The sequence below is a fragment of the Nitrosomonas sp. genome (assembly GCF_019752095.1).
GTDB lineage: Bacteria > Pseudomonadota > Gammaproteobacteria > Burkholderiales > Nitrosomonadaceae > Nitrosomonas.
Window position 1 is genome coordinate 55,896 of sequence record NZ_JAIEMO010000024.1, and the last position, 21,209, is coordinate 77,104.

General features: G+C 42.4%; 18 protein-coding genes and 1 pseudogene. 10 read left to right on the forward strand and 9 right to left on the reverse strand.

Annotated features, from left to right (window positions below):
• Positions 1–77 precede the first annotated feature (77 nt).
• Positions 78–1,496, forward strand: coding sequence for a C13 family peptidase (locus tag K2Q13_RS07695; RefSeq protein ID WP_292920476.1), 1,419 nt, complete (start codon positions 78–80; stop codon positions 1,494–1,496).
• Between the two features lie 130 nt (positions 1,497–1,626).
• Here the strand turns inward: K2Q13_RS07695 and K2Q13_RS07700 are convergent, their stop codons facing one another.
• From K2Q13_RS07700 to K2Q13_RS07715, 4 genes are all read right to left on the reverse strand, one after another.
• Positions 1,627–2,166: a hypothetical protein gene (locus K2Q13_RS07700; protein WP_292920477.1), complete on the reverse strand. Its 540-nt coding sequence runs from the start codon at positions 2,164–2,166 to the stop codon at positions 1,627–1,629.
• Between the two features lie 82 nt (positions 2,167–2,248).
• On the reverse strand, positions 2,249–2,788 hold the full coding sequence (locus K2Q13_RS07705) for a glutathione peroxidase (protein WP_292920478.1): 540 nt from the start codon (positions 2,786–2,788) through the stop codon (positions 2,249–2,251).
• Between the two features lie 67 nt (positions 2,789–2,855).
• Positions 2,856–4,103 (reverse strand): porin, encoded by a 1,248-nt coding sequence (locus K2Q13_RS07710; protein ID WP_292920479.1) that lies wholly within the window; start codon positions 4,101–4,103, stop codon positions 2,856–2,858.
• 176 nt (positions 4,104–4,279) lie between these two features.
• The gene (locus K2Q13_RS07715; protein ID WP_292920480.1) at positions 4,280–5,479 is read right to left on the reverse strand and encodes an ABC transporter permease; all 1,200 of its coding nucleotides are present in this window, start codon (positions 5,477–5,479) and stop codon (positions 4,280–4,282) included.
• A 432-nt stretch (positions 5,480–5,911) separates the two neighbouring features.
• Here K2Q13_RS07715 and K2Q13_RS07720 point away from each other — a divergent pair, with 432 nt between their 5' ends.
• Positions 5,912–6,949 (forward strand): hypothetical protein, encoded by a 1,038-nt coding sequence (locus K2Q13_RS07720; RefSeq protein ID WP_292920481.1) that lies wholly within the window; start codon positions 5,912–5,914, stop codon positions 6,947–6,949.
• A 908-nt stretch (positions 6,950–7,857) separates the two neighbouring features.
• Entirely contained in the window at positions 7,858–8,172 is a 315-nt protein-coding gene (locus tag K2Q13_RS07725; RefSeq protein WP_292920482.1) for a BON domain-containing protein, read from the forward strand.
• Positions 8,173–8,331: 159 nt separating this feature from the next.
• Here K2Q13_RS07725 and K2Q13_RS07730 read toward each other — a convergent pair whose 3' ends face one another.
• The 4 genes and pseudogenes from K2Q13_RS07730 to K2Q13_RS07745 all read right to left on the reverse strand — a co-directional run bounded on the left by K2Q13_RS07730 (position 8,332) and on the right by K2Q13_RS07745 (position 11,278).
• Entirely contained in the window at positions 8,332–8,559 is a 228-nt protein-coding gene (locus K2Q13_RS07730) for a hypothetical protein (protein ID WP_292920483.1), read from the reverse strand.
• Positions 8,560–8,621: 62 nt separating this feature from the next.
• A pseudogene (locus tag K2Q13_RS07735) lies at positions 8,622–8,891 on the reverse strand (transposase); the annotation flags it as partial.
• Positions 8,892–8,988: 97 nt separating this feature from the next.
• Complete coding sequence (gene tilS / locus K2Q13_RS07740; RefSeq protein ID WP_292920484.1) at positions 8,989–10,341, reverse strand: tRNA lysidine(34) synthetase TilS; 1,353 nt, start codon at positions 10,339–10,341, stop codon at positions 8,989–8,991.
• On the reverse strand, positions 10,310–11,278 hold the full coding sequence (locus K2Q13_RS07745) for an acetyl-CoA carboxylase carboxyltransferase subunit alpha (protein WP_292920485.1): 969 nt from the start codon (positions 11,276–11,278) through the stop codon (positions 10,310–10,312). The genes tilS and K2Q13_RS07745 overlap by 32 nt, the downstream gene beginning before the upstream one ends.
• Positions 11,279–11,573: 295 nt before the next feature.
• Here K2Q13_RS07745 and msrB (K2Q13_RS07750) point away from each other — a divergent pair, with 295 nt between their 5' ends.
• The 5 genes from msrB (K2Q13_RS07750) (at position 11,574) to K2Q13_RS07770 (ending at position 17,451) form a co-directional block, all read left to right on the forward strand.
• Positions 11,574–12,098 carry a peptide-methionine (R)-S-oxide reductase MsrB gene (gene msrB, locus K2Q13_RS07750; RefSeq protein ID WP_292920486.1) on the forward strand — a complete coding sequence of 175 codons (525 nt, stop codon included), beginning with the start codon at positions 11,574–11,576 and terminating at the stop codon, positions 12,096–12,098.
• Between the two features lie 91 nt (positions 12,099–12,189).
• Positions 12,190–12,756, forward strand: a complete 567-nt coding sequence (msrA, locus tag K2Q13_RS07755) for a peptide-methionine (S)-S-oxide reductase MsrA (RefSeq protein ID WP_292920487.1) — start codon at positions 12,190–12,192, stop codon at positions 12,754–12,756.
• 133 nt (positions 12,757–12,889) lie between these two features.
• Entirely contained in the window at positions 12,890–13,882 is a 993-nt protein-coding gene (locus K2Q13_RS07760) for a cupin domain-containing protein (protein ID WP_365725541.1), read from the forward strand.
• A gap of 81 nt (positions 13,883–13,963) precedes the next feature.
• Entirely contained in the window at positions 13,964–15,730 is a 1,767-nt protein-coding gene (locus K2Q13_RS07765; protein ID WP_292920489.1) for a hypothetical protein, read from the forward strand.
• A gap of 182 nt (positions 15,731–15,912) precedes the next feature.
• Positions 15,913–17,451, forward strand: a complete 1,539-nt coding sequence (locus tag K2Q13_RS07770) for a M10 family metallopeptidase (RefSeq protein WP_292920490.1) — start codon at positions 15,913–15,915, stop codon at positions 17,449–17,451.
• 22 nt (positions 17,452–17,473) lie between these two features.
• On the opposite strand, the gene K2Q13_RS07775 is transcribed toward K2Q13_RS07770, so the two are convergent.
• Positions 17,474–18,628: an RNA methyltransferase gene (locus tag K2Q13_RS07775; RefSeq protein ID WP_292920491.1), complete on the reverse strand. Its 1,155-nt coding sequence runs from the start codon at positions 18,626–18,628 to the stop codon at positions 17,474–17,476.
• Between the two features lie 30 nt (positions 18,629–18,658).
• Between K2Q13_RS07775 and msrB (K2Q13_RS07780) the strand changes: the two genes are divergently transcribed.
• Together msrB (K2Q13_RS07780) and nhaC are read left to right on the forward strand one after the other, a co-directional pair.
• On the forward strand, positions 18,659–19,120 hold the full coding sequence (gene msrB / locus K2Q13_RS07780; RefSeq protein WP_292920492.1) for a peptide-methionine (R)-S-oxide reductase MsrB: 462 nt from the start codon (positions 18,659–18,661) through the stop codon (positions 19,118–19,120).
• A 14-nt stretch (positions 19,121–19,134) separates the two neighbouring features.
• Positions 19,135–20,550, forward strand: coding sequence for a Na+/H+ antiporter NhaC (nhaC, locus tag K2Q13_RS07785; protein WP_292920493.1), 1,416 nt, complete (start codon positions 19,135–19,137; stop codon positions 20,548–20,550).
• The last annotated feature ends 659 nt before the right edge of the window (positions 20,551–21,209 follow it).

A 21,209-nucleotide genomic window follows, 5' to 3' on the forward strand; every position in this document is an offset into this window, starting at 1 on the left:
TGTCGACACCTTCATTTGGATCTATTATTGCCGTACTTAGCCTGTTGCGTTGATTGATACTAATCCCGGAGATAACAATGGATTTATATGCAAGTATTCCCAAAGAGCTGAAGCAATCTGGAGCAGTTAAAGAACTTCAGGTATTATTCAGGAATCTGTACTGTGGATTAAGATTACTTGCATTTCGTCGCAATATCATTAGCCAAATAACGGCTTCTTATGATCAATTCATCTTGCTCCTGGGATTTTATGGCATAACAGCGTTTATTGCTTCTTATGTAATAACGCCTAATCCGGTTTTCGGTTTATTCGGTCTGGGATATATCGGTGTAGAGTTGTTGGGGGTTCTGCTGGTAGGATTTGTATTGGCGAAACTCTGTGAACCACAAGACCATTTATTACAGTTCCTGACAGCAACATATTGTGTATTACCGTTCTTTTATCTTTTTTCTATTACTGTTATACCCTTTTTGCCAGATGCTTACTTTGATGCTGGATACATGGTTTATACGTTATGGATTTTAAGTGTCAGTTTTTATGTTGTATTACAATTATTAAATTGGCAAAAGATTAAAGCCATACTGGTTGTCATGCTCTGGGTGTGTGCTTCATATCCACTGACTAATGTTTCGTTGAGTTTCTGGCATGAGGATTTTGATTATTCAGAAGCACTGGCTGCTTATAACGATGATGATTTAAGTTTTGTTAATCAAGAGCAGGTTTATTATAACCAATATCAATTGTTGAATAATGCGCTCAACGTTATCGAGCCTGGTGTAGAAGGTATAACTGATCTATTTTTCATCGGATTTGGCGCTGATTCCTCGCAAGATGTATTCATGAAAGAAATTAACAATGTGCAGAACGTCATGAATCTTAATCTTGGAGCGGCAGGTCGATCTGTTGCTTTGATTAATAACCTGAAAACAATCGATACCACACCACTTGCTTCATCAACAAATTTAAGAATTGCATTGAATCATATAGGCAGTAAGATAAATCCTGAGGAAGATATCGTGCTGTTGTATTTAACCAGTCACGGTTCTTTCGATCACGAGCTTTCAGTTAATATGTGGCCGCTTGAGCTCAACGACATAGGTCCAGAAGATATTAGAGCTTATCTGGATGATGCGGGGATACAATGGCGCATCATTCTGGTTTCTGCGTGTTATTCCGGTGCTTTCATTGATGCTTTGAAGAATGAAACCAGTTTAATTTTGACTGCCGCAGCTTCAGACAGAGCTTCTTTTGGATGTTCAAGTGAAAATGAATTTACTTATTTTGGTGAAGCGTTGTTTAAAAATGTAGAAGGTAAATCATACCAATTCATTGATGGTTTTAATCAAGCGATAGAAAGAATCAAACAACGCGAAATATCGGAAAATCTCATTCCTTCAAACTCTCAATTGTTTGTAGGGAACTTGATGAGAGAAAAGTTAGAACTGCTGGAACACGATATGGCCCGATATGCTCCAGAAAGATTTGGGAGTTTTTAAGCTGGGGATGATTAAATTTGCACTACCCAGTATTGAGTTAAACAGCAGGTTTATTGTATTTGATGGTTGAGCAGCATTAAAGTGAATTCGCCCGGAATGGATTAGTTCTGCTAGTCCGAGCGATAATTCCTTAGAATGGTTCTAGGTCTAGTTTAACTGTATAACGTAGAGTTTTTTTATTCGTTTCACTGCTCCATGAAATAATTGCATCACAAATAGTGATCTGATTTGAAATCTCTTTTTCATGGAGTCTGCGATGAAAGTTTTTAGATTCATCATGGTTTAGATAACAGACGGGGTGGCCGTTAATATCAATATGGACCACGTCGCTGTCGAAAGGGTTGCTATTGTCGGGTATCAGATGGGCTTTCAGGGTGTGCGTTTTTGTGATTGAATCATCATCAAGATTGATGATATTTTCCTGTATCAATTGCTGAATTACTTTCTGAAACGGAGCTGCTGCAATTTTACAAGCAAATCGCCCCGATTCAGGCCAGGTGTAATAACCTTTCTCTGGTTTTGTGTGTTGCCGCGAGCTTTTCTCCGGTTGATCTGAGCTAGCGATTTTGTTTCGATTGACAGTAAGTACCAGCGCAGTGATGAGTGCAATCGGAAGTATATAGGACTTGTCGACACCAGCACCGGCAATCAGCCCGATAAATAAGGACATAATCAGGATCGACAGGATGCTTATTTTTGGTTCCTGCTTTTTGGGTGAATCATTAGAGGATTGCGCTTGTTCTTTCATTAAATTATTGTGTTAAAGCCTGCTCGATGGCAGTCACTACGGCTGGGTCAAAAGGCTTGGTGTGCGGGCTGAATTGTGTGATGAGCTTGCCGTCGCGGCCGATCAGGTATTTCTGGAAATTCCAGGTTGGATAGGTGCCGGATAATTCAGCCAACTGCACATAAAATGGATGTGCCTGACCTTTCTTTACCGTGGTTTTTTCAAACATCGGAAATTTTACGTCATAGGTCAAGCGGCAGAAATCTTGAATTTCTGTTTCGGTTCCAGGTTCCTGCCCCATAAAGTCATTGGATGGGAAACCCAATACGACCAATCCTTTGGACTGATATTTATCGTACAGCTGTTCTAATCCTTCATATTGTGGCGTATAGCCACATTTGCTGGCAGTATTCACAACGAGTAGCACTTTATCGGTGTAAGCTTCGCATAAATTCACTATCTCAGATCCCGCAAGCTGGCGAAAATTTTGATCCAATAGTGTGCTGTTGCAAGAAAAAGCGGGATTCGTCAGAAAAATCATGATCAAAACGAGCAAAATACGCATGAAAACCTCCTTAATCAATGGGTAGATAGCAAAGCTGAGTAGTATCTGTGTCTATCTTGTTAGTATATTAGAAACTGACTTGAGTTCGGAAAGAAAGCACTGAAAAATGGTCTGTGCGGGTCGATGTACTTAAGCAGGCATTTCCAATTGTGGTACCGGTCAAGTAATAATTCAGCATAAACCGGATATTCGAACGGGGATACCAATTCACGCCCAACGTAACAACTTGAATCTGGCATTTTGAAGTACCTGTTCTGCATGGATCTGCAGTGAGGCTTTGTTTGAAATTTTCGGTGAGATCGTAACGCCCAGCAAATTCCAGTGCGCCCCATAGACCGTTTGGCTGAGGCTTGCCAAAAGCACCACGATCTTTCTTATAAACAGCGGTTTCTCCGGTTACAAACCAGCTGGCCTGCAAATAGAAAGCCTGAATAGTCGAATCCCTGTTGCTTCCAGCTGTTTGATGGGTATTGTCGAGTTTTGTAATAGCGTATTCTCCTTGTAGCGTAAGCGGACCGACGGAATATGCAGTTTCTGCAGCGATAGTCGATTGGCTATTATGGCTAGGCGTGCCTAAACTGGTTCCTGCGACTCCTAAGGATTGAGTGATACCTTGACGTCCGCCATAAACATCGACGGCCTGAACTAGTAATGAATCTTTGCTGGCGATGTCTTGGCTGGCTGAAAGTCCAAGATGCAGAATGTGACCTTGTTTGTCGACCGGTAGCCAGACAGCGCGACCGCCATAGCTGATGCCTGCAAGCGGTAAGCCAAAGTGCGACAGACTCATCACATGAATGCCAAAACCCATATTGTCCTTGATCATTGCCCGGTAGGCGATGCCGGTTAGAAATTGCCGTCCGCTATATATTCCGGTAGATGATGTCGACGGCCGTTCCATTAAGGTAATTTCATTGGAACTGGTTATTTCTTCCAATCCCCGGTACGGCTTGAATTGTCCGATCGTTAGCTGACCAGGCCCCAATTTGGTTGCTATCCAGGCTTCACGAAGACTGTGTGGGAAAGCGGTAGTCGCATTGACCGCGAAGTCATTTTCGAATTTAAAGTTGACGCCATAAATTCTTCCCGTGATTGTGGCGTAGGTTCTGCGCCAGTTAAAGCCATCACGATCATTGGCATCCAGAAGCTGGCTGCCAAATGCAGGGTAATCTGAATGTGCCTGATCCGGATATAATGAATGTACATCGAAATGCCCACGACCATTCAGCCCTATTTCAAAATTGCCATCATCGGTCTTGATTCTAGGGCCGCCTTTGTAAGTGAAATTAACCGCATGACATGATGCAATGCTCATATTTGCCAGCATTATAAGGCTACAAAACTTGATTGTGCACTTCATATATCATTTGGATTCTGCTGCGTGACAGCTTAGAAAGAATAAAATATGCCGGATTATATATCAGCCTAAACCGTGCCAATGGCGCTATGCCTCGAGCAGTGTGGATGAAAATAATAGGTTAGATGCTTTTACTAATCCGTGCGCAATGCATCCACCGGATTTAGTTTTGCCGCCTGCATAGCTGGGATTACACCGGCGGCGAGGCCGATCAGCATAGATATGCACAAAGCGCCAAGCACATAATCCCATGGAATATTTACCGGTAGATCGCTGATGAGTAATTTGAGCAACCAGGCGATACCGGAGCCAATGAGCAATCCTGCCAATCCACCCAATGTGGAAAGTGCAGTGGACTCCAATAAGAATAAAATGCGGATGCGTGCACGTGTCGCGCCTAGGGCAGTGAGCAGGCCGATTTCCGACACTCGCTCGGAAACTGCGATGTGCATCAGCGTGACCATGCCGACTACGCCGACTATCAAGGAAATTCCGCCCAGTGCAGCAACCGAAAATTTTAATACACTAAGAACAGTGGATAAAGTGTTGAGCATTTGCTGTTGTGGTTTGACGGTGAAGTCTTCGCGTCCGTGACGAGCGATAAGGATACGCTGTATATCTTCGACAACAGCTTGCACTGGTGCATCAGGAAAGTATGCAAGTTGAATTTCCATCACACCTTGCCGGTTGAATACTTCTAATGCCCGGGTTGTGGGTATGAAAACTGTGTCATCTAGATCGAAGCCGAGTACTTGCCCCTTGGATGCCATCACACCGATAACACGGAAGCGCGACCCGCCAACTTGCAAAATCGCCCCAAGAGGATTGGTATCGCCGAATAATTCAGCGCGTACTTTGGCACCTAGTACTACATACGCACGTGGATTGCGCGGATCATCATCGGGTAAAAATTGTCCGATTTCGATTTGCATGTTAAAAGCTTTGGCAAAATCAGATCCCTGACCATACGCAGTTACGCGTCGGCTACGGCCTTGTGCACGAATTTCCGCATTGCCGACTACGCTGGCGTTGGTGTATTCGGCGTAGCGGCTTTGTTTCAGCGACATCGCATCTTCTATCGTTAATAATCGTGCGCTGCCGATAGCGCCCAGAGAGCCGCCATGTGTATTGATTTTTCCCGGTGTGATCGTAACGATATTGGTACCAAACTGAGTAAATTCTGACAGCACAAAGCGCTGCACACCATCGCCAATTGCGGTCAAGAGAATGACCGCAGCAATTCCGACGGCGATTCCCGAGGCTGATAATATGGTGCGCAGTCGATGGGCTGTTAGTGACCGAAAGGCAAAATAAAAAGTGTCAATCGTCTTCATTTTGTGTTTAAGGCCGCATTAAGAATTCGACTTTTCTCTTTTTAGGAGTGTACCAAGATTGTGACTGGTTTATTTGCCAGTAAATTAATTTTTTACGGTGGTTAAGTGGATGCCGTCTATTCGCTGTTTATTCATGATAGTTTGTCATGAATTATTTGGATGGACTGGGAGCCATCAATTGATTGTTTGTCAATGACATTTGACTAATAATTCGGCTTTGCATAAATTTAAATATAGCAGGTAGTTACAATTATCTTTCATTTTGCATAAGAAATTTCTTACTGCAAGTGGTTTGTTATGATGTATGCTTTTGAGCAGGCTTACTAATCTATATAAGTATCTAATTAGATATGTTTTAACCGCTTGCAACTATAGGTATTTCTAAGATTTTGAGCGAAATATAGCATTTAAAAATTTTTAGGAGTATTTATCATGAAACAAAGAATTAAAACTTGTTGTGTAATAATCATCAGTGTTATGTTTTTTTATTGGGCACCAGCAAGTGCCGCTTGGACGGCGCTCAAGCCGTTGAGTAACACGGTTACAGCAACATCCGATCCGTCGTGTGCATTTTTAAGCAATGGTAAAGCAATATGCGCTGTGCGCACGATACAGCATAATCTGGCTGTGTCTGTTTACAATGGAACGGCATGGAGCGCCTGGCAGAACCTGATTGGTGTTATTACGTCGAAGCCGAGTTGTACCGATAACGGTGCGGGAAAAATATACTGCGTTGCACGCGGTACCACTGGTGGGTTGTTTGCAACCACCTATGATGGTGTAACCTGGAGTTCACTCACTTTGATTGGGGGTCAAGCCACCTCCGAGCCAAGCTGTACTGCCTTGAATGTAGGAAAGGTTTTATGCGCTGCGCGGGGCGCTACGGGTGGTATTACTGCAACGGTATACAACGGTACTACTTGGAGCGCGTTTACCAACATTACAGCAAAAACCATTTCGCCACCGAGCTGTGCGAGTGATGGTGCCAACGGCGCTATTTGCGCTACGCGCACAATTGATCAATCCATTCTTGCCTACCGTTATAACGGGACGACTTGGAGTGCGGGCCTAAATATACTTGGTAACGCTTCATCAGATCCCAACTGCGCGACGCTAGGAGCCGGTCAAGCTATATGTTTTGCGAAAGGCGCGGATAGTCTGTGGCAAAATCGTTTTAATGGTGGCGCCTGGAACGCGGCGAATTGGAGTGGTTGGGCGTCATTGGGGGGTATTGTCAGGTCAAATGCAAGTTGCGCTAAGACGATCTCCGGGCAATTGATTTGTGGCGTCATTGCTGGAACCGATAGCGCGTTGTGGAGCAATAATTTTAATGGTACGGTTTGGAATGGGTGGGTTAAGGTGGGCGGTATGGCACTTGGATCGCCGAGTTGTGCAACACTTAACACTGGGAAGGTGCTTTGTGCAATCACTGGGGTGTCGAACAAGTTATCCAGCTCTGTTGGTCCATAAACTCAGTACTAGCCATGTAGGGAGACATAACCGGTTTCGCAATATAGACGTCGATTATCGCCGTCGCAATAAATATTTTCCCGTACATTGCCGCGCATGGTTATGTGAAACAACATCTCGGCAAATTCAATATGTAACGATCTGATTCCAAGATTCTGCGACCCTTGCGAATTGTGTGTGGATTGATAATTGACATGTCGTCATTTTGTCCATATGTATGATACCGCACAGATCAGGACTGGCTTTAAAGTTATAGTATTAGCATATTTACTTATTTATCTTTGTTAACTTACCTAAGGATACTTTCATGAATCAGTCAGCCTACACTAAGCATGATATGCAAGCCTGTATCGCTGCTTGCACGCGCTGCCATCAGATCTGTCTACACATGGGGATGAATCATTGTCTTGAAACCGGTGGAAACCATGTTGAATCTACTCACTTTCGTCTGCTGATGAATTGTGCTGAGATTTGCCAGACGTCAGCTAATTTCATGCTGAGCGGCGCTTCCCATTCTGGCGCTCTTTGCGGGATCTGTGCCGAGATTTGCGAAGCATGTGCAATAGATTGTGAGAGAATCGGGGATATGGATGAATGTGTCAAAGCATGCAGAGATTGTGCCGAAACATGCACGCAAATGGCGAACATGTAACATTAACAGGCCATCGAGAAACATTTTCGAAGTAGTTGATGCAAGGTAATGACAGGTAAAAAAGCGCAAGTTTATGGCATAATGAATGAGCAATTTGGGCTTGTTTTTAATACCGCAGCGAGTTTTCCAGCAACCTACTAGATAGATTATGGCTACAAGTGTAGTGTAGGAAGGATAGTTGAATAACCATTGTGGATTTTTTATTGATCTAACTTAGCTGATCGTTTGAGATGAGCAATTGACAGGAGATTGAATTATGGAGCACTTTGCTAGATTATTCCTTGTATCTTTTTTAACCTTGGCATTGCTGACCTTAATAGGATGCGGATCAACTCAAAAACAGGCGGGAACGGGAGAGTATTTTGATGATACTGTTATTACAACCAAGGTAAAAGCGGCCATACTCAATGAACCAACATTGAAGGCTACTGAAATCAACGTCGAAACATTCAAGGGCGTAGTACAACTAAGCGGTTTTGTAAGTTCGTCTACCAGTATTAGTAAGGCAATCGAAGTGGCAAGCGGTGTCGCTGGAGTAAAATCGGTAAAAAACAGCATGCAGCTTAAATAGTTGCGAGAAATAACATGGCGAGCCATTTTTGCATAAAGGAAGTGCAATATGGCTTGCTGCAAAACACCATCCACCATCCTGCCGTGTGCGAATTATTTTTAAGCGGCAAGTGGCAAATTATGTTTAGAATGGGTCGTCACTTTGAATTTCAGTTTTTGCTTACAACGCAAACCCAACTTCTTGCGCAATGCCCGAACATGGTATGGTCTGTACACCGTAGTCTGTTAATTCACTATGCAAGCGCTTAGCGCTATAGGTTTCCCGGGTACGTTGATGGGCTGCCAGTATTTCTATTTCCAGGCGTGAATTTTCCCGATCCCGCTTACAAGGTGGACGAATTCTCCAAGCATGAAAGCCGCTCTTGGATACATCAAGCACTCGACACATGAGCGTAACTGAGTATATTTGTCGCATCGATTCAATTAGAACGTATCTTGCCGCCGAATAGATTAACTGAGCTTCGCGAAATACGTCGCACACTTTTTTTTGAAGTCACGCTCCATCTTAACTTCAGCTAACTCACGCTTAACTCTGGATAATTCTAATTCAAGCTCGGCAAGTAGTCTCTGGTGTTTGCCTACCGTAACGAGTTCACCTTGTTTATCCGCATAAACCCAATCCTTTAATGTCTCTTTAGGTAGCGACAGTCGTTTGGCTGCTTCAGTCAATGGTAATTCACTTTCTTTAAAAAACTTTACTGATCGTTCCCGGAATTCCTGACTATAGCGTGTTCACGGTAATTTTATCTTCGTACTCCATTTCATGCCTTCATTTTATGAAACGTTGGACTCCATGAAAATCAGCATACCTCAACTGTTACATAGGATTCCATATAGGTAAGATTCCTAATTCGTCGGATTTTGCTTGAAATTCACAATCAATGCCTATACTAGGAACCCATATCAGTTTTTCTCCATAAAACATTAAAGGTATTGTGCTACGTTTCCATGGTGGAATTGATGCTTCCTGTAGCAGGTTTTTTAAGCTTCTTCTCGGACGATTGCAGGCCGGCATAAAAAATTCACCACCCTTACGTGATCGAATGGTGATTAACTCAGCGGATATTTTCTTTTGGCTAATACCTTGGCTTTTTGCTTCTGTAAAACGGATAGTGCCATTAAGATGACTCAATAATAAATGTGCTTCTCCATTCCAAACATAGTGCTCAGAGCATTGTAGCGAAGTTTTACTGGGTAAGATATAAATTGAGCCTTTGTAGCTGCGAATTTCAGTATTGCCAAAACTAATGCAGGGTTGACTGTCTGGCCCTGCAGACAAAATCTGGTGCAGAATAGTTTCTAGTTTTGCTGTGCTAGGAGGTGTTATGCCTTGTTGTAATAACTTGTAACGTAATAGATTTTTAGCGCGAGCAAAGCTAAGCAGACGTATGTGATTGATTTGAATATTTCCTAAAACCACACAATGTTCATTATCAATGACAGCTAATTCATCTAGTAGTAATGACGCTTCTGAAAAATGGCGGCTGGTACGCAGTAATGTTTTAGGATAATTAGGATATCGCTTTTTTAATATCGGAAAAACATCATGACGAAGAAAATTTCTATTAAAAATCGTGTTGTTATTACTTTCATCGTTGATCCAATTCAATTTGTTTAATCGCCCATAAGCTTCTATTTCGTCACGAGAGATTTCTAACAATGGTCGCAGTATCTGCGGTGCTGCAATAGACGATTGTTTTCTGACTAGGGGCATGCCACATAACCCTTTTATGCCAGCACCCCGAAATAATTGTAATAATAATGTTTCTGCTTGGTCATCCAAATGTTGCGCTAATACTACATAATTTGCTTGTATCTGGTTGAATACGCGGTATCGTTCTTCTCGGGCTCTTGCTTCAAGGCTTTCACCTTTTTCTTTCTTGATTTTTAAATAAGCAATGTAAATAGACACGCCATACGCATGACATAGATGACAACAAAATTTACTCCAGAGGGTTGCATTGCTACTTATGCCGTGATTGACGTGTACTGCAGATAATGTGAGAGGCATTTCTCTGGATAGTGTGACGAGTATATGCAGCAAAACAACTGAATCTACACCACCGCTCAGAGCGACAGTTAAGTGATCTCCTGGTTTAATATGCCTGAACATTACGTCCCGAATGTTACGCAAGAAATTAATCGACTTTAACTTCCTTGAATGATCCATATGTCATAAGACGTTCCAGACGCTTTTCTAGGAGTGTTTCGATAGAGTACTCTTGGAGTTTACGTAGAGATTCTTGTAAAACATTTTTTACCGCATGCATGGTTGCTGGATAATCACGGTGAGCGCCACCGACAGGCTCAGTAATTATACTGTCAACCAGATTGAATGATTTTAACCGATCAGCTGTGATACCCATGATTTCAGCAGCTTCAGGAGCTTTCTCTGCGCTTTTCCATAAAATTGATGCACAACCCTCCGGGGATATCACCGAGTAAGTGGAATATTGCAACATGTGAATCACGTCACCTACTGCTACTGCTAAGGCTCCTCCTGAACCACCCTCTCCAATAATTACACAAATAATGGGAATTCTGAGTTGTGCCATGACATAGAGATTCTTGCCAATAGCTTCTGATTGTCCTCGTTCTTCTGCATCAATCCCTGGATATGCTCCTGGGGTATCGATAAATGTAATCAAAGGTATAGAAAATTTCTCTGCTAAGTGCATTAAACGCAGAGCTTTACGATACCCTTCGGGTTTTGGCATGCCAAAATTCCGGTAGATTTTTTCTTTAGTGTCACGTCCTTTTTGATGCCCAATTACCATAATAGTTTGACCGTTAAAACGAGCCAAACCAGCGACAATAGCATGGTCATCAGAAAAATTACGATCGCCATGTAGCTCTTCGAAATCTGTAAATAAGTGTTCTATATAGTCCAGTGTGTAAGGACGTTGGGGATGCCGAGCAACCTGTGATATTTGCCAAGGAGTCAATTTTGCATAAACATTCTTTGTGAGTGACTGGCTTTTAATTTGCAAACGCGCGATTTCTGCTGAGATATCTAGTGCAGATTCATCTTGTGCGAAGCGTAATTCCTCAATCTTTGATTCAAATTCAGCAATACTTTGCTCAAATTCCAGAAAAGTTATTTTCATGTAGGCTGAGATATAATCTTAAAACCGTGATGATACAGGATTTGTAGAAGAATCTGCATGACAGAGTGTGTCTGAAACTTAATGTTAGTCAATAGTCTCAAATTTATGTGGAGCGATAGAGCTAACTAATTGTGTTTAATTGGCGTTGTGACTTATTGGAAAATAATTGAAGCAACAATGATCTTAAAATTAGCCTATTACTTCAATTAATAGATTGTAAATTGCAGTTTTTATTTGCTTGTTATTGCTTAACCGTTTTGCTATGTATCGATATCAACGTTGTGAGGAGTTTTTTATGAATAGGCGTACTTTTCTCCAGGGAATCAGTTTAGCTACTGCATTACCTGCCGCGACACTTCTTATCCCAGATCAATTACTTGCTCAAACTATTAGTGGTGCAGTGGTTGATCGACTGAAAAAGCCTTATGAAGAGTGGCGTGACTTGGTATCTCCCGAAGCTTTTCGAGTATTATTTAACGAGCATACTGAGGATCCGGGTAGTAGTGAGTTGAATCATGAACATCGAGAAGGAACCTTCATATGTGCTGCGTGCTATTTACCTTTGTTTGAGAGTCAGCATAAATACGAAAGCGGAACTGGATGGCCAAGCTTTACACAACCTATTGTTGGGCATATCGGTACTAAACGTGATTTTAAATTGATTATCCTGCGGATAGAGTATCACTGTACACGATGTGGAGGGCATCAGGGGCACGTTTTTAAGGATGGCCCGCCGCCCAGAAAGGAACGTTGGTGCAATAATGGAGTTGCGTTACAATTTGTTCAGAAAGCAGATCAACTACCAGCGCTTAGGGGGTAAGTTTATGTGGGAGCGAGTTTTTCATCTGCGATATTTTTTTTATGTAATTTTCTTATCGATATCTGCGAGTGGTTGTCAACAAATTGATTCAATGATTGCAGAATCGGAGTCTACTTATTTGACCAATGAGAATTTTGATACCGCAATTTTTGCAGGCGGATGTTTTTGGTGTACCGAGTCTGATTTCGACAAAATGCCAGGTGTGGTATCCACGATATCCGGTTATATTGGTGGTACGGTTGTGGATCCAACATATGAACAAGTGGTCGCTGGAAAAACGGGGCATGTTGAGGCAGTCATGGTTTATTTTGATAAAACAAAAACCAACTATTCTAAGTTACTGAATGCTTATTGGTTCACTATTGATCCACTAACGCCTAATCGACAGTTTTGTGATTCTGGTGCGCAATATCGTAGTGCAATTTTTTATCGCAATTCCGAGCAAAAAGAACAGGCTGAAATTTCAAAAAAGACGCTTGATCTATCGGGACGATTTGCTAAGCCCATAGTGACTGAAATTTTGCCAGCAGTCGAATTTTATCGCGCTGAAGACTATCATCAAGATTATTATCAAAAGAATCCGTTGCGATATAAGTATTACCGGAACAATTGTGGACGGGATACGCGCTTGAAAGAATTATGGGGAACGCAGCATTAATAAAATTAAACCTATTTCATTGGGAGGAATTAGCTCCAAAGTTTTTTTAAGAGATTACTGGCAAAAACATCCGCTGCTAATCAGAAATGCATTCCCTGGATTTAATGGCTTGTTAACACAGGATGAGCTGATAATGCAGGCATGTACTGAAGATGCGCAATCCCGGCTGGTAGTTCAGAAAAAGGGGAAATGGCATCTTAAGCATGGCCCATTAAGCGACTATGACTTTGCCAAGTTGCCTAAGAAACAATGGACTTTGCTCGTGCAAGAAGTGAATCATTTTCTTCCTTCCGCTCGCGATTTGTTAAAAAAATTTAGCTTTATTCCTCATGCTCGCCTAGATGATTTAATGGTGAGTTACGCACCCAAAGGAGGTGGAATCGGGCCACATTTTGATTCCTATGATGTTTTTCTGTTACAAGGTATGGGCTCCAGACGTTGGCAAATATCCGCTCAACAGGATGATCAATTTATTGCCGATGCTCCACTTAGGATATTGAAAAATTTTTTACCGGAACAAGAGTGGGTACTAAATGCTGGCGACATGCTTTATTTACCTCCAAAATACGCACATAACGGTATCGCAGAGACCGATTGTATGACGTATTCCATTGGTTTTCGTGCACCTAGTTTCCATGAATTAATGATGCAATTTCTGGTTCATTTGCAAGATAACTTAGCTGCGGAGGGGAGGTATTCAGACCCTAATTTGCAATTGCAAGCTCATCCATCAAAAATTAACGCAGCAATGTTATCTCAAGTAAATTCAATTCTGAAAAAGATACAATGGAATCGCAACGATATTGAAGACTTTCTCGGTACTTACCTTTCAGAACCTAAATCACATGTTTTTTTTGAACAATCAACGAATCCTCTGACTTCAGATTTATTTCTACGAGAAATTATGAGGAGTGGTATACGGCTTAACTTAAAAAGTAGAATGTTAAGTGGTGCTAATAAGTTATTTATGAATGGTGAAATTTCTGAAGTTGGTAATGGCGCATACCATTTCTTGATTAAGCTTGCTAACGATCAAGAGATTTTGCCGCCCCTAAGTATGAATGAAGAAGCTGAGGAAGTACTTTATCAGTGGTATATCAATGGATATGTCGAAGTGGTTGAATAGAGTTTGCTTGTAAAGTATAACGTGCTGCTTGAATTGGCTGTGCAAATTGTGATCTGATAAACCAGATTTCAAAGGAAAAATATGGCTACTTATATCGCTTATACACCGAATACTGCTATTACTAAAGCCATGTTCAACTTTGATGCATTCGGCTTACCCAATTACAAACTCAGTGGCGCTATTCACGTTTCCGTTTCAGACAACTTTAGCCATGATGACTATCTGAGTTCGAGTTATTCTAATTTCAACTCAATAGTTTATACCAGAGGCGCAAGCGAGGTTGTATGGACTACCCGTATGGAAAGCAACATTCAAACCATTCTGCAGACTTACTCACAATTTGCAAATACTACTTTTCAGTGGATAGGGGACTATGACAGCTTTGTAAGCAGTACTGACGCTACGCCAAACCCTGAAGATGTTGGCAGAGCTGATGTTTCTGATATTAACATAAACTGGATTTATCGTTCTGACGTGAATTTTGCTGGGATTTCCGGGGGGAATGCCGATATGTTTCTGTTTAACTACACAGGAGGGGCCGGTGATATTTTTCTTAACGCTTATGCACCAAAATTCAATGGTGATCTAACACTCGATTTAAATACACGGGCCCGACAAACTCTGATGCATGAATTGGGACACTCACTAGGTTTTTCTCATCCGCATAGCGCATATGATATTAGTGCTCGTACACCTACTATCACCACAGATTACACTGCTACCAAAGATCTGGGATTTTTACAGCTTGGCTTTCGCACCAATAGTGCAGAAGACATGTACAAGGAATATTTCACGATCATGTCATATGATAATCAGCATTCTTTGCTGCCTGGTTCAAAAGCCACTTTTCAGGCCTATACGCCAATGATTCTGGATGTGATTGCGCTGCAACAGGCTTATGGTGAAGGAACCGGAACGAGTGGATCAAGCAATGATACGATCACAGCGGGCGTGGCCGGATATCGAACCTACTTCGATACGGGCGGTATTGATACTGTCGATCTTTCAGGATATGTTGGTGGCGCTCATTTTAATATGGGGGTTAACATTGCTGGTGCCGCCCATTTAGTCGGGGTATCCGTGAGTACCTTTGATGTACAAAATACTATTTCTTTGGGCAAGGAACCTGCCAATTTGCGCTGGTTCTATGGAGAATACGAGCAAGCCTTAGGTTCAGCAGCGGCTGACCAGATCATTGGCAATTCACTCGATAATGTGATTGACGGAGAAAATGGCAATGACACTCTCACGGGTGGAGGTGGCAACGATAGATTGAACGGTGGAGGTGGGGATGATAATCTCAATGGGCAAGAAGGTATTGATACGGCGATCTATACCAATAGCCGCAGCGCCTTTACAATTACCCGCAACGCCGATCGCAGCGTCATCATTCACGATAACGCCAACATAGAAGGAACTGATGCGCTAAGCGAGATTGAGCGGATTGGCTTCAGCGACGAACGTCTTGCATTGGATGTCGATGGTAATGCCGGCATCGTCGCTAAAACGCTTGGCGCAGTATTTGGTGCGAATTCGATTGCAAACAAAGAATACGTGGGAATCGGATTAGGATTGCTAGATGGTAGAATGACCTATGATAACCTGATGGAGTTAGCCATAAGCGCCAAACTAGGAGCGAGCGCAAGTAATAATGATATTGTTAACTTGTTATACACCAACGTCGTAGGCACTGCACCATCGCCCAGTGATTTGCATGATTATATTGTATTGCTCCAGAATGGCGCTTACACGGAAGGCGGTCTCGGTATACTGGCGGCGGATTCAACAATCAACGCCAGCAATATCAATCTCATCGGGTTAGCGGCAACAGGGCTGGAATTTGTGTAATGCGCCTGTCATATAATTGATTGAGAAAAATATATATTTTATGCATCACTTCCGTTGAACGGATGGAAACGTGAGATGGGATTTACAGGATCATCCATGCATTAAACAGGGCGACGGGCAGAATTAAATTCTGCTAATGCAGCACTGCAAATAGTCGGATTCGTCATTTTTTGGGACTCATAATGCCATCACCCTTTACTTCAAGTGAAACTACTCCCATTGTTCAGACCAATGACAATACGATTGACTCGCTATTGAGCAGTTCTCGCTGGGCAAGTACGACCATTTCATATAGTTTTCCAGTAAGCAACGATCCATTATTCTGGTCATCGCTTTCGAGCGGATATGGTTTCCAATTTGGCGATGGTGAACCATGGAATAGTGCTGTTGCCCCGCTTACTGCAGCAGATCAAGCCAATTTTGTAAAAGCGTTGCAGCAATGGGCTAATGTAGTTAATTTAAATTTTGTGAAGGTCGCTGAAACACCTAGTGAGGTGGGTGACATACGTGCAGCCTATACTGGTGATCCGGATGAATTAACCCTTGCTTGGACTTATCTTCCCAGCCCCAGCACTCTGGCAGGTGATATCTGGATTAACGCTCAAGGTATTCTTAGTTTTCAGGATTGGAACCCAGGTAGTATTTCTTTTGAAACCATCTTACATGAACTTGGGCATGCCTTGGGTCTCAAACATCCGTTTGTGGATCCTGATGATCCATCACAAACCGTGCTGCCGGCAAATCTGGATAACACTCGGTATACCGTCATGAGTTATACCTACTCAAACTTGGAAGGTGATGTAGGTACAGAGTTTTCGTTTCATCCCACTACGCCAATGGTGCTCGATATTTCTGCCATGCAATTTTTGTATGGGGTTAACAATTTTTATCATGTTGCCAATGATACTTATACTTTCGATGATGCAAAAATCTATCACGAGACTATCTGGGACGCAGGTGGTTCCTCCGATACTTTTCGTTATACGGGTGCAATCCCGAGCCTAATCGACCTGAATCCGGGCAGCGCATCGCAAATAGGTCAATCGGTATACGTGCAATCTAATGGCGTAAATATTGGTTCGCCAATTCATAATATTTGGATTGCTGATCATGTGAGTATTGAAAATGCGATTGGTGGTCAAGGAGATGATATATTCATTGGCAACGGTGCCAATAATAGTCTGGATGGAGGGGGAGGGATTGATACTGTGCTGATAGGGTCTCCGCGCAATCAATTCACGATCAGTAAAACATCGGATAATTATTTAATTGCTGCTAATGCTAATCCCGGTAACCAAGACACACTGCTGAATATTGAGCGCGTAGAATTTGACGACATTGGGTTAGCACTGGATCTTGATGATCATGCAGGCGAAGTTGCAAAGCTGCTCGGCGCGGTATTTGGCGCTTCTGCCGTCACTAATCAGGAATATGTCGGTATTGGTCTGGTCAAAGCTGATGAAGGCTTGAGCTACGAGCAGTTGGGCGAATTCGCTATCAATGCTAAAAATATTATTCGTCACGATGAGATTGTAACTTTGCTATGGCAAAATCTTTTCGGAGATGTTCCAACACAAAGTGAGAAATTTCCTTACCTCAATATGCTTGATGATGGTCAAATATCAGTTGGTTCTTTAACCATACTGGCCGCAGACAGTGGAGTTAATGTGCAACACATTGATTTAACTGCGCTCACGCAAACGGGCATTGCGTATATTTAATAATAAGTGAATTTTATCAATTTTATGGCTTCATAAATTCCACTAATGCTTCGACATGCGGTGTATGTGGAAATAAATCAATGAGTTGAATATCTACGATGAACCAGCCTTGCTGATGAAAAATCCTGGCGTCTCGGGCGAAGGTTTCAGGGTGGCAGGAGATGTAATATATCTTTTTTAACGAAACGAAACTGTCGAAGAAGCCATGCAAATTTTTTATTCCAGAGCGAGGTGGGTCGAGCACTAAGGTTTCTGCATCAATGACATTTTTTTTAATATTTTTCCAGACCATGGGTTTAAAAAGATCGACAACCTGAGTTGTTACATTGGGTAGATTTTTGGCTTTGAGTGCTTGAATTGAGTCGCGCTCAGATTCATAGGCGGTGATCGTGGTGCAGCTGGATTCTGCGATGATTTGTGTGAAATTACCTGAACCACTAAATAACTCCACCACTTTGCCGGAACAGGGATTGCTGGCGAGTTTTTCTTTTAGCCAAGCTTGCATCCATGTATTCTGTGCGGTATTTCCTTGTTTAAAAAGACGCTTCTGATTAATAAGAAGCTCATCTGCCTGCATGTCATCGTCCAGTTCGATATAATTCCAATCTTGGCTGGCATCGGCTTGCCAGTTCGCGTTGGGTAATTGCTGAATAGCTGTTTTTAATAAATTTCTACAGGAATCATTGAGCACGATGCAATCTTTGATCGGTGCAATTTGATATGAGTTTTCGGAAACAAAACCCAGTTGCACGCCATCGGTTTTCACTTGGCAGCGGTTGCGATAACCATAAGGCTGTGGAGCAGGGTGAACAAGGCTAATGGTAAGTTGAGCGGTGTCAAATCCGACTCTTTCCATTGCATACATAAAGCGATTTCTTTTTTGCTCCAGTTGGCTTGTATAATCAGCAATCATCCAAGGACAACCGGTACAGGCATTTTCTTCCAGGCTAAGATGAGGGCACGCGGGTATTTTCCTGCGTGTGGATGGTTGCATCAGATGGATCAATTTGGCGTAGGCGAATTTTTTATTATTGAGTGGTTTGTTGATGATCTCAAATTCGCCGCTATCGCCCGGCCAAGTGCCATAGACAAAGTAGGATATGTTGTTCTGAGCATTTTTGACGACACCCAGGCCTTTTTGCGATAAATGAGTAACTGTACCGGTGAATTTTATCATTAATAATTGAGTAGAAAAGGAAAAACCGCGATGGTCAATCCGTATGAAAATTTTAAAAAAGATTCCGAATCACTGAAAAGTGACTTGACGACACTTCAGTATCAGGTCACGCAACACGCTGGTACCGAGACGCCATTTCAAAATGAATTCTGGGATCACAAGGCTGCAGGCATCTATGTGGATATTGTCTCGGGTGAGCCGTTGTTTGCGTCGATTCATAAGTTTGATTCGGGTACCGGTTGGCCGAGTTTCTATCAGCCGATAAATGAGCAGTATATCCAATTCAAGACCGATTGTGAGTTCTGGATGCCGCGCACCGAAGTTCGAAGCCGATATGCAGACAGTCATTTAGGCCATGTTTTTAACGACGGCCCGGCACCCACGGGCCAGCGTTATTGCATTAATTCCGCAGCGCTGAGATTTATCAGAAAAGAAGACTTGCAGGCGATGGGATATGTTAACTTGATGATATTATTTGAAAGTGAAGCGTAGAAATAAAGTGGCCGATGACTGAAAAAGACGTATCGATAGAAGGATTATCAATTACCCATCGGTTGCCGTCATTTTTTCATGCGCTGGTTTGCTTTGCTGGTGTATTGCTGCTGATTTCATTTGGATTGTTTGTTTGGCAAGCTAGTTTGCACGCGCTTATTTTTTTGGCGTTAATTTGGGTTAGTTTGCAAGCGCGCGGACTGGGTTATTCGTTTATCACTATACGGCACATGATGGATGAGGGCATCACCAGAGCACTACCGGCGATTTATATTTTCCTGTTGATCGGCATGGTGATTGCCAGTTTCATGCAAAGTGGGACTATCGCAAGTTTATTATATTATGGATTGGATTGGCTCAATCCCAGCATCTTCCTGGCAGTAGGACTTGTGCTGTGTAGCTTAATGTCGATAGCTACCGGTACTTCATGGGGAACTGTCGGAACTATCGGTGTAGTGCTAATTGGCATCGGTGATGCAATGGGTATCCCGCTGCCATTGGTAGCGGGAATGATCATTTCCGGCGCAACCTTTGGCGATAAGTTGTCGCTCATTTCCGATACTACTAATCTTGCCGCTATGAGTGCAGGTACCAACCTTTACCGGCATATTGGTTCGATGCTTTATACCTCCTTGCCGACATTTATCATCGTGCTGATCGTTTTTATGATATGGGGAATGCAATATGGTGAAAACGCGCTACCAGGAAACCATATTAATGAAATTCGTGGCGCATTGGCGGGTGCTTACCAGCTGGATTTGTGGGTGACATTACTGCCGCTGTTGCTGATGTTTGGTTTGAGTATCCAGCGTTACGCTGCAGAAGTCAGCATGTCGTGCAGTATTCTTATAGCGATGTTGATTGCTGTGGTGTATCAGGGTAAGGATGGCGTCGATGTGATCAATGCGCTGTGGTTGAATTCGCCGGGAACCACCGGTGTTGAAAGCATCGATGCTTTGCTTGGGCGCGGCGGTATATATAGTATGGCCTGGACATTATTATTGTCCATCATGGCGCTTGCGCTGGGTGGCATCATGTATCATGCCGGATTTCTGCACGTGTTGTTGATGCAACTCATCACGCGTATTCGACGTGTTAGCGCATTAATTGCTACCACCATTGTGGCGGGACTTTTCGGCAATATGGCAATGGGTGAGGCATATATCTCGATTATCCTTAATTGTCAGTTATTTAAAGGCGTATATCAGGAGAAAAAACTGGATCAAGCCGTATTGTCCCGTTCGGTGGAAGAAGGCTCTACTTTGACTACCGGATTGATTCCTTGGACCACAGCGGGTACTTTTTATGCTGTTACACTGGGAGTTCCAACGCTGGATTATGCAAAGTATGCTTTATTGAATTTGTTAAATCCTTTTGTTTCCATCGTTATGGCGATCTTGGGGATTGGACTACTACAGAGAGTGCGGTAATATTAAAATGAATGGTGAATTTGTACTGTTTCAAAGATTCGGTCATTCTGAAAATAAATTCAATTCCCCAGTTTGCTAATCCCTTATTTCTGACTGATATTATGAAAACAAAGGAGAAAAAAATAGTTAATGAAAAGCCTGTGGTTTCGGCCGGACTGAATATTGCAATTATAGTGGGCACTATAATTTTTCCTATAATAGGTATAGCGATGGGGTATACCTATTATAGGAAAGATCATCCAGATATGAAAACGGCAGGAAAGAATTGGCTGATACTCGGAATAATTATATTTTTAGTAAATATCTTATTGGTTAGTATCATGAGATAGATTTGTTAAGGATTTTGGTATTCGTTAAATGGAAAGTGGAAAGTTTGCAAGTAATTTGGAGAAGTATTGATTATCCCTTTAGCTATTGTGAGTAAAGGGGAAAGGGGTAAAAAGGGGAGGAGAAGCCATGGGATTTGGAAGGTAATTTTATGACAAATGACTTGACTTTGAACCCCAAGGTCGACTAGCCTGAGAGGTGTAGCTAAAAGTAGGGAAGAAATAGTAGAAGTTAGAGGAAGGTTTTGGCTACCGAATATAGAAGTACTAATTAATTAGTATTAAGAAGTATCAAGGCAGTATAAGAGAAGAACGAGAAGTAGTTTTGATTAA